The sequence below is a fragment of the Baekduia sp. Peel2402 genome, from assembly GCF_052567285.1.
This window is the reverse complement of sequence record NZ_CP199582.1, coordinates 386,612-399,521: the sequence shown is the minus strand read 5'-3', so window position 1 is coordinate 399,521 and position 12,910 is coordinate 386,612. Positions and strand designations below refer to the sequence as shown.

Annotated in this window: 14 protein-coding genes; 11 read left to right on the top strand and 3 right to left on the bottom strand. The window is 70.4% G+C overall.

Features of this window, described 5'->3' with window-relative positions; translation table 11 throughout:
• Nucleotides 1-40: 40 nt before the first annotated feature.
• Nucleotides 41-466, bottom strand: a complete 426-nt coding sequence (gene mscL / locus ACT01A_RS02015) for a large conductance mechanosensitive channel protein MscL (RefSeq protein WP_445150571.1) — start codon at nucleotides 464-466, stop codon at nucleotides 41-43.
• A gap of 44 nt (nucleotides 467-510) precedes the next feature.
• Between mscL and rnz the strand changes: the two genes are divergently transcribed.
• Nucleotides 511-1,503, top strand: a complete 993-nt coding sequence (gene rnz, locus ACT01A_RS02010; protein ID WP_445150570.1) for a ribonuclease Z — start codon at nucleotides 511-513, stop codon at nucleotides 1,501-1,503.
• On the opposite strand, the gene ACT01A_RS02005 is transcribed toward rnz, so the two are convergent.
• Together ACT01A_RS02005 and ACT01A_RS02000 are read right to left on the bottom strand one after the other, a co-directional pair.
• On the bottom strand, nucleotides 1,460-1,906 hold the full coding sequence (locus ACT01A_RS02005; RefSeq protein WP_445150569.1) for an SgcJ/EcaC family oxidoreductase: 447 nt from the start codon (nucleotides 1,904-1,906) through the stop codon (nucleotides 1,460-1,462). The two genes, rnz and ACT01A_RS02005, sit on opposite strands and share 44 nt — an antisense overlap.
• Entirely contained in the window at nucleotides 1,903-2,709 is an 807-nt protein-coding gene (locus ACT01A_RS02000) for a class I SAM-dependent methyltransferase (protein WP_445150568.1), read from the bottom strand. The genes ACT01A_RS02005 and ACT01A_RS02000 overlap by 4 nt, the downstream gene beginning before the upstream one ends.
• Nucleotides 2,710-2,805: 96 nt before the next feature.
• Here ACT01A_RS02000 and pyrR point away from each other — a divergent pair, with 96 nt between their 5' ends.
• The 10 genes from pyrR (at nucleotide 2,806) to rpoZ (ending at nucleotide 12,905) form a co-directional block, all read left to right on the top strand.
• Nucleotides 2,806-3,357, top strand: coding sequence for a bifunctional pyr operon transcriptional regulator/uracil phosphoribosyltransferase PyrR (pyrR, locus tag ACT01A_RS01995; protein ID WP_445150567.1), 552 nt, complete (start codon nucleotides 2,806-2,808; stop codon nucleotides 3,355-3,357).
• A gap of 4 nt (nucleotides 3,358-3,361) precedes the next feature.
• Nucleotides 3,362-4,294, top strand: a complete 933-nt coding sequence (locus tag ACT01A_RS01990) for an aspartate carbamoyltransferase catalytic subunit (protein ID WP_445150566.1) — start codon at nucleotides 3,362-3,364, stop codon at nucleotides 4,292-4,294.
• On the top strand, nucleotides 4,294-5,637 hold the full coding sequence (locus tag ACT01A_RS01985) for a dihydroorotase (protein WP_445150565.1): 1,344 nt from the start codon (nucleotides 4,294-4,296) through the stop codon (nucleotides 5,635-5,637). Before ACT01A_RS01990 ends, ACT01A_RS01985 begins: the two co-directional genes overlap by 1 nt.
• Nucleotides 5,634-6,188 (top strand): isochorismatase family protein, encoded by a 555-nt coding sequence (locus tag ACT01A_RS01980; RefSeq protein WP_445150564.1) that lies wholly within the window; start codon nucleotides 5,634-5,636, stop codon nucleotides 6,186-6,188. Before ACT01A_RS01985 ends, ACT01A_RS01980 begins: the two co-directional genes overlap by 4 nt.
• Nucleotides 6,185-7,327 carry a glutamine-hydrolyzing carbamoyl-phosphate synthase small subunit gene (gene carA / locus ACT01A_RS01975; RefSeq protein ID WP_445150563.1) on the top strand — a complete coding sequence of 381 codons (1,143 nt, stop codon included), beginning with the start codon at nucleotides 6,185-6,187 and terminating at the stop codon, nucleotides 7,325-7,327. The genes ACT01A_RS01980 and carA overlap by 4 nt, the downstream gene beginning before the upstream one ends.
• Nucleotides 7,327-10,419, top strand: coding sequence for a carbamoyl-phosphate synthase large subunit (carB, locus tag ACT01A_RS01970; RefSeq protein ID WP_445150562.1), 3,093 nt, complete (start codon nucleotides 7,327-7,329; stop codon nucleotides 10,417-10,419). The genes carA and carB overlap by 1 nt, the downstream gene beginning before the upstream one ends.
• Nucleotides 10,419-11,444, top strand: a complete 1,026-nt coding sequence (locus tag ACT01A_RS01965; protein WP_445152785.1) for a quinone-dependent dihydroorotate dehydrogenase — start codon at nucleotides 10,419-10,421, stop codon at nucleotides 11,442-11,444. The genes carB and ACT01A_RS01965 overlap by 1 nt, the downstream gene beginning before the upstream one ends.
• Before the next feature lie 305 nt (nucleotides 11,445-11,749).
• Nucleotides 11,750-12,094: an integration host factor, actinobacterial type gene (gene mihF / locus ACT01A_RS01960; protein ID WP_445150561.1), complete on the top strand. Its 345-nt coding sequence runs from the start codon at nucleotides 11,750-11,752 to the stop codon at nucleotides 12,092-12,094.
• A 28-nt stretch (nucleotides 12,095-12,122) separates the two neighbouring features.
• Nucleotides 12,123-12,674, top strand: coding sequence for a guanylate kinase (gene gmk / locus ACT01A_RS01955; protein WP_445150560.1), 552 nt, complete (start codon nucleotides 12,123-12,125; stop codon nucleotides 12,672-12,674).
• Between the two features lie 3 nt (nucleotides 12,675-12,677).
• Nucleotides 12,678-12,905: a DNA-directed RNA polymerase subunit omega gene (gene rpoZ, locus ACT01A_RS01950; protein ID WP_324903965.1), complete on the top strand. Its 228-nt coding sequence runs from the start codon at nucleotides 12,678-12,680 to the stop codon at nucleotides 12,903-12,905.
• The last annotated feature ends 5 nt before the right edge of the window (nucleotides 12,906-12,910 follow it).

Below are 12,910 nucleotides of genomic sequence, written 5' to 3'. Positions count from 1 at the left end.
CTCGCGAAAGATTTCGCGAGCGCTTGCCCACAGAAGCCGCCTAAGCCACCGCGCCTGCCGGCGCCGGCCCGACCTCCTCGGTGCAGAACGCGCACCGCCGCGCCGCGTTCGGGATCTGGCTGAGGCACGCCGGGCACTCGCGCGTCGGCTCATCGACGGCCTTCTCGGTCTGGAAGCGCTCCATCAACGCGTTGACCGGCTTGACCACGAAGAAGAAGACGACCGCGGCGATGATCACGAACGAGATCACCGCGTTGAGGAAATGGCCGTAGGCGAACTTCGACGAGTTGATGGTGAAGGCGAGGTCGCCGAAGTCGGGCTTGCCACCGATCGCGGCGATGAGCGGCGTGACCAGGTCCGACACCAGCGCCGTGACCACCGCGCCGAAGGCCGCGCCGATGACGACCGCAATCGCCAGGTCCACCAGGTTGCCGCGCAGGAGGAACTGCCGGAAGTCCTTGAGCATGCGCGGCACCCTACCTGCGCCGATAGCCTCCAATCGCGCCACGCATGACGGACCTCTCGATCTTCTTCGCCGGCACCGCCGGCTCCGTGCCCACCGCCCGCCGCGGCCTGCCCGCGGCGCTGGTTCGCCGCGGCGGCGACAAGATCCTCATCGACTGCGGCGAGGGCACCCAGCGCCAGCTGATGCGCACGCTCGGCCTGCCCGACGTGACCGAGGTCTTCCTCACGCACTTGCACCTCGACCACTGGCTCGGCCTCCCGGCCATGTTGAAGTCCTTCGACCTCCGGGACCGCACCGCGCCGCTCACCGTCTTCGGCCCGCCTGGCACGCAACGCCTCATGGACGACCTCAAGCGCACCATGATCGGTCGCACGAAGTACCGCCTGACGGTCACCGACCTGGAGCCCGACGCGATCGTCGACCTGCCCGGCTACGAGGTCCACGCGCTGCGCGTGCGCCACCGCGGCGAGGCCTACGGGTACGCGCTGATCGAGCCCGACCGACCCGGCCGCTTCGACGCGACCCTCGCCGCCAAGCTCGGCGTCACGCCCGGCCCGGACTTCGGCCGCCTCCAGCGCGGCGAGACCGTCAACGGCGTCACGCCCGAGCAGGTCATGGGCGAGACCCGCCTGGGCCGCAAGCTCGTCTTCAGCGGCGACACCGCACCCTGCGACATGGTGCGCGTCGCCGCCGACCACGCCGACGTCCTCGTCCACGAGGCGACGTTCACCTCAGAAGAGGTCGACCGCGCGCGCGAGACCGGCCACTCGACCGCCCGCCAGGCCGCCGAGCTCGCCGCAGAGGCCAACGTCAAGCTGCTCGCCCTCACTCACGTCTCCACCCGCTACGCCGGCGGCGAGATCCGCGACGAGGCCCGCGCGTCCTTCCCCAACACCGAGGTCCCGCGCGACTTCGACACGATCGAGATCCCCTTCCCCGAGAAGGGTCCCCCGGAGCTGCATCGCTGGGACCCCAAGCGTCACGCGCCGCCGGTCAGTCCCGATCCAGCGGCAGCTGGCCCCGCAGCTCCTCGCTGAGCGCCACCTGGTCGTCCGGCCGGCCGTGCCAGGCCGCCGGGGTGTTGTGGTACAGGTCGACTTCCCAGCGTCCCTCGCGCCGGGTCGCCACCAGCGACTGCACAGCGTTGAGCGACGGGTTGATGTCCTGCTCGCCCGCGGGCACCACGCCAGAGACCGCGCGCAGCAGCACGACGTCCTCGGCCAGCGACTGCTCGGAGCGGACGATGCCGACGTAGGACCCGGTCGCGTGGTCGGCGAAGACCTGCCCGAGCGCCGCGGCGATCTCCGCACGTCCGCGCATCTCCGAGCCGTCGAAGCCGACCACGGCCCCGTCCTCGGAGAACGGCGCCGCGAAGGCCTCGGCGTCGTCGGCGTTCCACGCTGCCAGCAGCGCGCGGTACAGCGGCTCCGCGGCGCTCACGACGCCCTCCGGGCAATGACCTCCAGGTACTCGAACTCCCAGCCGTCGTCGCCGCGCGAGCGCTCGGCGAAGTCCAACAACTTCAGGTCCAGCTCGGCGGTCCGTCCCGGGTCGTCGGCGACCGAGTTATAGGCGATGATCGTCGGGCCGAAGTTCGACTTGTAGTAGTCGACGAGCGCCTGGGGTGAGGGGAAGTGGGTGACGGGTTGCACTCGCCGGGTGAACGTCAGTTCGGAGACGCCGTCACCGAACAGCGTCCGCACGTGCTCCTCAGAGCCCCACAGCACCGGCGGCAGCGCGCCCTCAGGTAGCGGCGGCATGAACGGCACCATCACCAGGAAGAACTGCCCGACCCACCCTCCGGGCGTCCAGTTCGCCATCCCGATCGTCCCGCCCGGCCGGGCGACGCGCAGCAGCTCGTCGGCGACCACCTGGTGGCGCGGCGCGAACATCGCCCCGAACGACGACAGCACCACGTCGAACGACGCATCGTCGAACGGCAGCGCCTCGGCGTCGGCCTCCGTCCACTGCACCGCGACGCCCGCCGCGATCGCCGCGTGGCGCCCGGCTTCCAGTAGCTCCGGCGTCAGGTCAGACGCGATCACGTCGCCGCCCGCCAGCGCTGCTGGGATCGACGTCGCGCCCGAGCCGGCGGCCACGTCGAGCACCTTCGCGCCTGTCCGCACGCCCGCGGAGGCGACCAGTGTGGGGCCCACATCGGCGATCGTCTCGCGCGCCACGCGAGGGAAGTCACCCAAAGCCCACATCGCACGGGCCCGGGCCTTGAAGTCGTCCACGCTCATGCGGCCGACTCTACGCCGACGCCGCTGCTAGGTTTGGGTGCATAACGCCCGCCCCTTTAACCCGGTCCTGTGAGGCCAGGAAGGACGGAACCCAAGATGGAGCATGAGAAGGTCGTCCTCGACGAGGACGACATGCGTCGCACGCTGGTGCGAATCGCCCACGAGATCGTTGAGCGCAACGACGCGCCAGAGGATCTCGCGATCGTCGGCATCCACCGCCGCGGCGCGATCCTCGCCCGCCGCATCCACGCGCTGCTGACCGATCTCCTCGAACGCGAGGTCCCGATCGGCGAGATCGACATCGCGTTCTACCGCGACGACGTCGGCCGGCGCGCTGAGCAGCCGACCGTGCACTCCTCGCACGTCGACTTCGACCTCGACGGCCGCACGATCGTCCTGATCGACGACGTGCTCTACACCGGCCGCACCGTCCGCAGCGCGATCGAGGCGCTGTTCTCCTACGGGCGGCCCGCGAAGGTCCAGCTCGCCGTGCTCGCCGACCGCGGCCACCGCGAGCTGCCGATCCGCCCGGACTACGTCGGCAAGAACCTGCCGACGTCGCGCAGCGAGCGGGTCAACGTGCACGTCGAGGAGCTGGACCGCGTCGACGAGGTCCGGATCGCCGAGAACACCGGGGTGGTGGCCTAACAACATGAAGCACATGCTTTCCGTGGAGGACCTCACGCGCGAGGACATCGAGCGCATCTGCGATCGCGCCGCGTCGTTCGCCGAGGTCGCCGACCGCGAGATCAAGAAGGTCCCGGCGCTCCGGGGCCGCACCGTCCTCAACCTCTTCTACGAGGCCTCGACCCGCACGCGCAGCTCCTTCGAGCTGGCGGCCAAGCGGCTCTCCGCCGACGTGGTGAACTTCAGCGCGAGCGGCTCCAGCGTCGAGAAGGGCGAGTCCCTCAAGGACACCATCTTGACCCTCGGCGCCCACAAGCCCGACGCGATCGTCATCCGCACGCCCTGGGCCGGCGCCGCCGAGCTCGTCTCCCGCTGGACGCCCGCCGCGATCGTCAACGCCGGCGACGGCAAGCACGAGCACCCGACGCAGGCGCTGCTGGACGTCCACACGCTCCGGACCCGCCTCGGCGCGCTCGACGGCCTCAACGTCTGGATCGTCGGCGACGTCCTGCACTCCCGCGTCGCCCGCAGCGACATCATGGCCTTCCAGAAGATGGGGGCCAAGGTCACGCTCGCCGGGCCGCCGACGCTGATCCCGCGCGGCATCGAGACCATGGGCTGCGAGGTCCGCTACACGCTCGACGACCTCGGTCAGGCCGACGTCGTCTACGCGCTGCGGATGCAGAACGAGCGCATGGACGAGTCCTGGATCCCGTCGATCCGCGAGTACGCGGCCTGGTACCAGATCAACGGCCGCCGCCTGTCGCCCAAGCAGATCCTCATGCACCCGGGCCCGGTCAACCGCGGCGTCGAGCTGAGCGCCGAGGTGGTGGACTCGCCGCAAGCGGTCATCACCGCCCAGGTCGCCGCGGGCGTCGTCGTCCGAATGGCCGTCCTCTACGAGGTCCTCGCGCACGTGCCCACGGAAGCGCCCACCAGAGAAGGGGTACCCGCCTGATGCCCGCGCCCTTGTTGGTGCACAACACCAGCGCCCCTAAGGCGGACATCTTGATCCGCGAGGCGCACGTCCTGGACCCGCGCACGGGCCTGGACGAGCAGCGGGACGTCCTCGTCCGCCAAGGCGAGATCGCGGAGATCGGCGCCGCCGGAACCCTCAGCGCACCAGAGGGCGCGGAGGTCCTGGAGGCCCAAGGCCGCCACCTCTTCCCGGCGTTCGTCGACCCGCACGTCCACCTGCGCACGCCCGGCCAGGAGCACAAGGAGGACCTCGAGACCGGCACGCGCTCCGCCGCGGCCGGCGGGTTCTGCGCCGTGCTGGCGATGCCGAACACCGATCCGACGCTGGACTCCGCGCCGCTGCTGCGCTCGGTCCGCGACGCCGCCGCGCGCGACGCCCGGATCCCGGTCGGTTTCGTCCCCTGCGTCACGCGCGGCATGGCCGGCACCGAGCTGACCGAGATGGCTGCCCTGCGCGAGGAGGGCGCCGCCGGCTTCACCGACGACGGCAAGCCGGTGGTGAGCGCCGGGATGCTCCGCAAGGCCCTGCAGTACCAGCGCCTCTGCGGCGGCGTGATCGCGCTCCACGAGGAGGACCCAACGCTCAGCGGCAAGGGCGCGATGCACGAGGGCGACGTCTCGGCCCAGCTCGGCATCACCGGGATCCCGTCGATCTCCGAGGCCGTGATGGTCGCGCGCGACGCGCTCATCGCCGAGTACGAGGGCGGCGCGATCCACATCCAGCACTTGAGCGCCCACGAGTCGATCAAGGCGCTGAGCGACGCCAAGCAGCGGGGCGTGCGAATCACCGGCGAGGCCTCGCCGCATCACCTCTGCCTCACCGACGAGGCGGTGCGAAGCCTCGACACGCGCTGCAAGATGAACCCGCCGCTGCGCACCGAGCAGGACCGCCAGGCGCTGATCGAGGGCCTGAAGTCCGGCGTGATCGACTGCATCGCCACCGACCACGCCCCGCACGCGCGCGACGAGAAGGAGGTCCCGTTCGAGCAGGCGCCGATGGGGACCACCGGCCTGGAGACGTCGTTTGCCTCCATCTACACGTACTTGGTCAAGCCCGGGGTCCTGACGCTGGAGCTGCTCGTGCAGCGGCTCTCCGACGGCGCCGCGCTGTTCGACCTGCCGACGCCGAAGATCGAGCCCGGCGCGCCCGCGAACCTGACGCTGTTGGACCTCGACCGCGAGTGGGTCGTCGGCGACGGCGGCTACGAGTCGCGCAGCGCGAACTGCTGCTTCGACAGCCGCACGCTGAACGGCAAGGTCCTGCTGACCGTCGCCGCGGGCGCGATCGCGTTCCGCGCCCGCCAACTGGAAGTGGTCCGATGAGCAACGGCAATTCGACGCGGTTCTTCGACCGCCGCAGCACCGCGCTGGTCGTCGTCGACGTCCAGGACGGCTTCCGCTCCTACGACACGTTCGCCGAGGTGGCCGCGGCCGCCGGGCGGATGGTCGAGGGCGCGACGATCCTCGGCGTTCCGGTGATCGCCACCGAGCAGTACCCGAAGGGGCTCCAGCACACCGCGCCCGAGGTCGGGCTGCCAGAGGAGGGCGACGGCGTCACGGTGGTCGAGAAGTCGGTCTTCTCCGCCGTCCGCGCCGACGGCTTCAACCTCGCCGGACGCAATCAAGTGCTGGTCTGCGGCATCGAGGCGCACGTCTGCGTCGCGCAGACCGTGTTGGACCTGCTCGACCGCGGCGTCTCCGTCCAGGTCGTCACCGACGCGACCGGCTCCCGCCACGCGAACGACCGTGAAGTCGGCCTGCAGCGGCTGGACCGCGCGGGCGCCGTTCTGACCACCGTTGAGGCGGCGCTGCTCGAGCTCTGCGAGCGCGCCGGCACCCCCGAGTTCAAGGCCGTCCAGAAGGTGATCCTGTGAGCTTCAGTCAACCCAATGCCTATGTCTTGCTTGAAGACGGCAAGCGCTTCGACGGCGTCTCGGTCGGCGCCGAAGGCCACGCCGTCGGTGAGGTCGTCTTCACCACCGGCATGTCCGGCTACCAGGAGTCGATGACCGACCCGTCGTTCGCGGGCCAGCTCATCACCTTCACCTACCCGCACATCGGCAACTACGGCGTCTCGGCCAACGCGATGGAGTCCGAGCGCGTGTGGGCGCGCGCCGCGATCATGCGCGAGGCGGTCAACCGCGAGGACGCGCCCGAGGCCGAGGGCGGCTGGCTGGACTGGCTGATCGACTGCGGCATCCCGGCGATCACCGGCGTCGACACGCGCGCGCTGGTCCGCCACATCCGCGACGCCGGCGCGATGCGGGGTGGGGTGTTCGTGGGGGACATCTCCGAGGACGAGGCCCGTCGCCTCATCGCCGACGAGCCGTCGATGATCGGCGCCGACTTCGCGAAGGTCGTCACGCCCAAGGAAGCCCACACGGTGGGTTGGGGCGGGACGACCAAGATCCACGCCATCGACACCGGCATCAAGTCCTCGATCGTGCGCAACCTGGTCGAGCGCGGGGCGGAGGTCACGCTGCATCCCTGCACGGTCACCAGCGAGACGCTGCTGGCCACCGACGCCGACGCGTTCTTCCTGGCCAACGGGCCCGGCGACCCGGCCGCGTTGGGCTACGTCGTCGACACCGTCCGCGACCTCGTCGGCAAGCGCCCGGTCTGGGGCATCTGCCTCGGCCATCAGCTCCTCTGCCAGGCCGTGGGCCTGGAGACCTACAAGTTGCCCTTCGGCCACCGCGGCGGCAACCACCCGGTCAAGGACCTGCGGACCGGCAAGATCGAGATCACCGCGCAGAACCACGGGTTCGCGGTGAAGGCCCCGGACGGCGGCGGCCGCGTCGAGGCCGACGAGCCCGTGCGCTGGCAGACCGACTTCGGCGAGGCGGCGCTGACCCACGTCAACCTCTACGACCGCACGGTCGAAGGCCTTGAGTTGTTGGAGCACAACACCGCGACGGTCCAGTACCACCCGGAGGCCGGCCCCGGCCCCAACGACGCCCTCTACCAGTTCGATCGCTTCCTCGACGCCGTCCGCAGCGGGAGCCCCGCCTGATGCCACGCCGTAATGACATCCACAAGATCCTGATCCTCGGCTCGGGCCCAATCGTCATCGGCCAGGCCGCGGAGTTCGACTACTCCGGCGTGCAGGCGTGCAAGGTCCTGCGCGAGGAGGGCTACGAGATCGTCCTGGTCAACTCCAACCCGGCGACGATCATGACCGACCCGGAGTTCGCCGACGCGACCTACGTCGAGCCGCTGCTGCCCGGCCCGGTCGCGCAGGTCATCGCCAAGGAGCGCCCCGACGCGCTGCTGCCAACGCTCGGCGGCCAGACCGCGCTGAACCTGGCCAAGGCGCTGAGCGAGGACGGCACGCTGGAGAAGTACGGCGTCGAGCTGATCGGCGCCAACTACGACGCGATCAACACCGCCGAAGACCGCGAGCTGTTCCAGGTTGCGATGGCCAAGGCCGGCCTGGCGATGCCGGCCAACACGATCGTCGACGACCCGTCCAAGATCGACGCCGCGCTGGCGGCCGTCGGCCTGCCCGCGATCGTCCGCCCGGCGTTCACGCTCGGCGGCCGCGGCGGCGGCATCGCCCGCACCGAGGACGAGTTCCGCAAGATCGTGACGCGCGGCCTGCAGGCGTCGCCGATCGGCCAGGTCCTCGTCGACCAGTCGGTGCTCGGCTGGGGCGAGTTCGAGTTGGAGGTCATGCGCGACCACAACGACAACGTCGTCATCGTCTGCTCGATCGAGAACATCGACCCGATGGGCGTGCACACGGGCGACTCGGTCACCGTCGCCCCGCAGCAGACGCTCACCGACCGCTTGTACAACAAGCTGCGCGACCAGGCCATGGCCTGCATCCGCGCGGTCGGCGTCGAGACCGGCGGCTCCAACGTGCAGTTCGCGGTCAACCCGACGACCGAGGAGATCCTCGTCATCGAGATGAACCCGCGCGTGTCGCGGTCCTCCGCGCTGGCGTCGAAAGCCACCGGCTTCCCGATCGCCAAGATCGCCGCGCGCCTGGCCGTTGGCTACTCGTTGGAGGAGATCCCCAACGACATCACCAAGGTCACGCCGGCCTCCTTCGAGCCGACGATCGACTACGTGGTGGTCAAGTGGCCGCGCTTCGCGTTTGAGAAGTTCAGCGGGGCCAACGCGGAGTTGTCCACGCACATGAAGTCGGTCGGCGAGGCGATGGCGATCGGCCGCACGTTCGGCCAGGCGTTCATGAAGGCCATGCGCTCGCGTGAGCTGGACTCGGTGCCCAAGTTGGATGCGTTGGAGGTCCCCGACCTGCTGACGATGCTCGAGCGCCCTGCGTCTGACCGCTACGACGTGCTGATGGAGGCGTTCCGCAAGGGCGCGACGATCGAGGACATCCACAAGGCCACCTCGATCGACCCCTGGTACCTGCGCGAGCTGCAAGCCGTCGCGCTCGACCCCGAGGGGCCGTTCGAAGGCGAGCGCTCGTTCAAGGCCGTCGACACCTGCGCGGCCGAGTTCGCCGCCGAGACGCCCTACTTCTACTCCGGCTGGGAGCGACGCGCCGAGCACGAGGTCAAGCGCGGTGACAACGCGTCGGTCGTGATCCTCGGCGCCGGTCCCAACCGCATCGGCCAGGGCATCGAGTTCGACTACTGCTGCGTGCACGCCGCGATGACCGTCCGCGACTCGGGCCGCGACGCGGTGATGGTCAACTGCAACCCTGAGACCGTCTCCACCGACTACGACACCTCCGACCGCCTGTACTTCGAGCCGCTGACGCTCGAGGACGTGCTCGGCGTCATGGAGGTCGAGAAGCCGGAGGGCGTGATCGTCCAGTTCGGCGGCCAGACGCCGCTGCGCCTCGCGCACGGGCTGCAAGAGGCCGGCGTGAAGATCCTCGGGACGAGCGTCGACTCGATCGACCTCGCCGAGGACCGCGGCCGCTTCGGCGAGCTGCTGGAGCGCCTGGGTTACAAGGCGCCGCCGTACGCCACCGCGCAGACGATCGAGGGCGCGCTGGACGCCGGCGACCAGGTCGGTTGGCCGCTGCTCGTCCGCCCGTCCTACGTGCTCGGCGGCCGCGCGATGGAGATCGTCTACTCGCGCGACGGCCTCGCCGACTACCTGACGCGCCACGCGCGCGACGGGCGCGACATCTTCCTCGACCGCTTCCTGGAGAACGCGATCGAGGTCGACGTCGACGCGCTCTGCGACGGCACCGACGTCTGGGTCGGCGGGATCATGCAGCACGTCGAGGAGGCCGGGATCCACTCCGGCGACTCGGCCTGCGTGCTGCCGCCGCACTCGCTCGGGCCGGACATGCTGGAGCAGATCCGCGCCGCCACGCGCGGGATCGCCAAGGGGCTCGGCGTGATCGGGCTGTGCAACGTGCAGTACGCGGTCCACGCCGGCGAGCTGTACGTGATCGAGGCCAACCCGCGCGCGTCGCGGACGGTGCCGTTCGTCTCCAAGGCGATCGGCGTGCCGCTGGCCAAGATGGCCTGCCGCCTGATGCTCGGCGAGAAGCTCGGCGAGCTCGCGCTGCCGCCGGAGGACGCGCCGCTGGAGCACGTCTCGGTAAAGGAGGCCGTGCTGCCGTTCGACCGCTTCGAGGGCTCCGACGCCGTGCTCGGCCCGGAGATGCGCTCGACCGGCGAGGTCATGGGCGTCGCGCGCGACTTCCCGTCCGCGTTCGCCAAGGCCCAGGCCGCAGCAGGCGCGTCGTTGCCGTCGGAGGGCACGGTGTTCATCACGGTCACCGACGCCGACAAGCCGGGCGCGGTCGCGGTCGCGCAGCTGCTGCACGACCTTGGCTTCCGGATCGTCGCCACGCGCGGCACCGCTGAGGCGATCCAGCGCTGGGGCGTGCCGGCCACGGCCATCCCCAAGGTCTCCGAGGGTCCCGACAACGTGGTCGACTGGATCGAGCGCGGCGACGTCAACCTGGTGGTCAACACGCCGACCGGCTCGGGCGCGCGCACCGACGGCTGGGAGATCCGGCGCGCGGCGGTGGCCGCGGGCATCCCGTGCCTGACGACGCTCTCCGCCGGCCTCAGTGCGGCGCGCGCGATCGCCTCGGGGACGTCGGGCCCGGCCGAGGTGATCTCGCTCCAGGAGCTGCACACCCACGGCGCCAAGGCGGGCGCCTCCTGATCTGGCGGCTGCTCTTCGCCGTCGTCCTGCGGCGCATGGACGCCGAGACCGCGCACCGGCTCGGGACGCGGGCGATGGCGATCGGGCTGCGGCCGCGGTGGGTGCGGTCGCGAGTTCGAGCGGCGTCGCTCCCGTCTGACCCGGCGCTGCGCGTGCGGGCGATGGGACTCGACTTCCCGTCGCCGCTCGGGCTCGCCGCCGGGTTCGACAAGGAGGCCTCGCACGTCGACGCGCTGGCCGCGCTCGGGTTCGGCTTCGTGGAGATCGGGACGATCACCGCGAAGCCGCAGGAGGGCAACCCGCGGCCACGGCTGTTCCGGCTGCCGGCCGACGGCGCGCTGCTCAACCGCATGGGCTTCAACAACGCCGGCGCGGTGGCGGCGGCCGCGCGGCTGGCGCGCCAGCGCGATCCCGGCGTGGTCGTCGGCGTGAACATCGGCAAGACGAAGGTCGCCGAGGACACCGTGGCCGACTACCGCGAGAGCGCCACGCTGCTCGCGCCCCACGCCGACTACCTCGTCATCAACGTGTCGTCTCCGAACACCCCGGGCCTGCGCGACCTGCAGGCGGTCGAGCAGCTGGAGCCGATCGTCGCCGCCGTGCGCGAGGCCGCGCCGGGGGTCCCGCTGCTCGTGAAGATCGCGCCCGACCTGGCCGACGAGGACGTCGACGCGGTTGCTGACTTCGCGGTTCGCATCGGCCTCGACGGCCTGATCGCGACCAACACCACCATCTCGCGCGAGGGCCTGCGCACGCCGCCGGCCGAGGTGGAGGCGCTGGGCGCCGGCGGGATATCGGGCGCGCCGGTCGCCGACCGTTCGCTGGCGGTCCTGCGTCGGCTGCGCGAGCGCGTGGGGGAGGACCTCGTGCTGGTCTCGGTCGGGGGCGTCGCCGACAGCGCCGACGTGGCCGCGCGGCTGGCCGCGGGGGCGACGTTGGTCCAGGCCTACACCGCGTTCGTCTACGGCGGCCCGCGGTGGCCGGCGCGGGTCCAGCGCGAGCTCGCGCGGCGCCTCTCGGTGTAAGGCTCCTACGCAGGCTCGAACCTGCCACTTGGCTGTGAGCGATGGGCCTGTTTGAACAAGGACGTACGGACCGCCAGGCCGGGCTATGTCCGCATTGCACACCCGTTCGGACGGAATGCCGCAAACACCGGGTGATGGGCGTTGACACCCATGCCCTCGACCCCCTCTAGGCCCCGCAAAGTGCCTGCAAAACGGGTTTCCACCATCGACCACCCTCATGAAGGGTCGACCTCAGGTCGAGGTCCAGCCGAATTGATCGTTCGCGCCTTGCCGGAGGGTCTCGGCCGTGTAGTATCGGCGCCCCGATGTCGCCGGCCGCCAACTCGCCCACCAAGCACACGGCGGCACCCGAACGCAGCCTCAATCAGCGGATGGACGCCCTCCAAAAGGCGAACGTCATCCGCACCCGTCGCGCGCAGCTGAAGCGCGATTTGAAGGCCGGTCGAGTGTCGATCCACCAACTTCTGCTCGAACCGCCCGAGTTCCTCGAGACCGCGAAGGTCTTCGACATGCTCTTGGCGGTGCCCAAGTACGGGCGCGTGAAGGCCAACAAGATCCTTCAGACCTGCCGGATCTCGCCGTCCAAGACCATCGGCGGCCTCTCGGACCGTCAGCGTGCCGAGCTCGTCGGCATGCTCCGCAGCAAGTAACCGCGCCCCGCGCGCGAGCTCTTTCGCCATGCCGGGCGTGTTTGTCATCACCGGCCCCTCGGGGGTCGGCAAGGGCACGCTCATCCGCCTGCTGCGCGAGCGGCTGCCCGAGCTCGCGATGAGCGTGTCGGCGACGACGCGCCGGCCTCGTCCAGGGGAGACCCAGGGCGAGGACTACCACTTCATCTCCGACGAGGAGTTCGCCCGGCGCGTCGCTGACGGCGACTTCGTCGAGTGGGCCGAGTACAGCGGGCGTCGCTACGGCACGCTGCGCGAGGAGCTCGATCGCCACACCTCCGGCGGCCATCCCGTCGTGCTGGAGATCGAGGTCCAGGGCGCGCGCCAGGTCCGCGAGACGCTGCCCGACGCCACCCAGATCTTCATCCGTCCGCCGTCTGACGACGCTCTCCGCGAGCGCCTGATCGGGCGCGGCACGGACGACCCCGAGCAGATCGAGCGACGCCTCAAAGTGGCCGAGGACGAGCTCGCCGCCGCCGACGAGTTCGAGCACGTCGTGGTCAACGATCGCCTCCACGACGCAGCCGATGCGCTGGAGGCCATCGTGCGCGGTACCATCTAGCGCGTGATCAGCCCTCGCATCGACAAGTTGCTCGACCACGTCGACTCCAACTACGCGTCCGTTCTCGTCGCCGCCAAGCGCGCGCGTCAGATCAACTCGTACTACCACAACTTGGGTGAGGGGACGTTCGACGAGTTTCCGCCCCCGATGGTGGAGACCGTCTCCAAGAACTACCTGACGATCGCGCTCGAAGAAGTCGCCGCGGGCAAGATCAAGTACCAGTACCGCTAGGACAC

Excerpts from the sequence above, each read along its gene's own strand:
- mscL (WP_445150571.1), bottom strand. The coding sequence starts at position 466 with ATGCTCAAGGACTTCCGGCAGTTCCTCCTGCGCGGCAACCTGGTGGAC.
- rnz (WP_445150570.1), top strand. The coding sequence starts at position 511 with ATGACGGACCTCTCGATCTTCTTCGCCGGCACCGCCGGCTCCGTGCCC.
- ACT01A_RS02000 (WP_445150568.1), bottom strand. The coding sequence starts at position 2,709 with ATGAGCGTGGACGACTTCAAGGCCCGGGCCCGTGCGATGTGGGCTTTG.
- pyrR (WP_445150567.1), top strand. The coding sequence starts at position 2,806 with ATGGAGCATGAGAAGGTCGTCCTCGACGAGGACGACATGCGTCGCACG.
- ACT01A_RS01990 (WP_445150566.1), top strand. The coding sequence starts at position 3,362 with ATGAAGCACATGCTTTCCGTGGAGGACCTCACGCGCGAGGACATCGAG.
- ACT01A_RS01985 (WP_445150565.1), top strand. The coding sequence starts at position 4,294 with ATGCCCGCGCCCTTGTTGGTGCACAACACCAGCGCCCCTAAGGCGGAC.
- ACT01A_RS01980 (WP_445150564.1), top strand. The coding sequence starts at position 5,634 with ATGAGCAACGGCAATTCGACGCGGTTCTTCGACCGCCGCAGCACCGCG.
- carB (WP_445150562.1), top strand. The coding sequence starts at position 7,327 with ATGCCACGCCGTAATGACATCCACAAGATCCTGATCCTCGGCTCGGGC.
- mihF (WP_445150561.1), top strand. The coding sequence starts at position 11,750 with ATGTCGCCGGCCGCCAACTCGCCCACCAAGCACACGGCGGCACCCGAA.
- gmk (WP_445150560.1), top strand. The coding sequence starts at position 12,123 with ATGCCGGGCGTGTTTGTCATCACCGGCCCCTCGGGGGTCGGCAAGGGC.